This window comes from Xanthovirga aplysinae (genome assembly GCF_009711365.1).
GTDB lineage: Bacteria > Bacteroidota > Bacteroidia > Cytophagales > Cyclobacteriaceae > Xanthovirga > Xanthovirga aplysinae.
This window is the reverse complement of record NZ_SMMB01000337.1, coordinates 1-1,176: the sequence shown is the minus strand read 5'-3', so window position 1 is coordinate 1,176 and position 1,176 is coordinate 1. Positions and strand designations below refer to the sequence as shown.

At 37.3% G+C, this 1,176-nt stretch carries 1 protein-coding gene; it reads right to left on the bottom strand.

From position 1 onward, the window contains the following. Positions 1-451 precede the first annotated feature (451 nt). On the bottom strand, positions 452-1,176 hold a 725-nt coding region (locus E1171_RS01030), incomplete at its 5' end, for a serine hydrolase domain-containing protein (protein WP_155203224.1).

The window sequence follows — 1,176 nt, the reverse complement described above, 5'->3', positions numbered from 1 at the left end:
AAGCATTAGCAAGTCGCAAGGCGGTTTTCCATGAGAGATGGACTGAAGTAAGCGAGACTTCAAATAGCATTTCTGACAAACAGAAACCATATAAGAGGCATTCCAAGGAGGATGAGCAATTACATCTTTACGATGTCCGAACTTGCTTCCAATGGAGTGAGGGCCAATAGCATTTAGACACCTGACATGTAAATGTGGCAAGTCTGGGGAGAAAGAAAGTGCCTTAACAAAGGGATATCTCACCAAATTTTGGTGAGAAGTTAGATGGTACCAGAGTAATCGAAAAGTAACCAACCACCGAATATGGGGCCGAGCGTTAAAAAATGATCCTGTGGATCATTTTAATGAGGAGCCGGATTACAAGGAAGAATGTAAGTACTTTGGCGTGTGAGGGGCACTGGCGATCTTTTGATGGTCAGTCGTCTACACGATTGGTTGCAGTATAAGAATTTTAATTCATTAGATTCTCTAATATTCTAAAAGCATATTGTGCCAGTTTACTATTATCCTGATTATTAGCAACGACAGCCAGTCCAATATTCTTTTCAGGAGCAACAATCACAATACTAGAACTTCCGAATGTTCCTCCGTTATGTCCTCTAAGAGATACACCGTTTCGTTCAAAAATACCCCAACCAATACCAACCCTATTCTCTGTGTCTTTTAACTGGTTCTCAAAAACATTATTTGCAATGGGTTTATATTTTTCGGATGGCTGTAAGTGTATTTGTAAAAAAGAAATTATATCTGGCAGAGAGGCCTTTATTGAACCTGCAGATTTGAGGTCCGCAAGTTGGATAAGAGGCATAACTTCAGCCCCTCTATGTGGAATAGCCAAATTGGTAAAATGAATTTCCTTTAATTGAAGAAAGGTATTTTTAAGTCCTAAATTGTTAACTATATATTGTTGAAACAACTCATCAAAGGATTTTCCAGTTGCGTTTTCCATTGCAATTGCCAATACACCAATCCCATAGTTAGAATATTTTATTTTTCCATAATCTGGTATCGAATCTACTCCTTTCAAAAGGGATAAAATAAAATCTTCTTTAAAAAGGCCAAAGGGATTTTCCTCATTGAAACCCTCAAATTCTTGGAGACTCTTTGTATTATCATAAGCTGGTAAACCAGAAGTATGAGTAATCAGATCTATTAATTTAATCTTATTGGCCCATA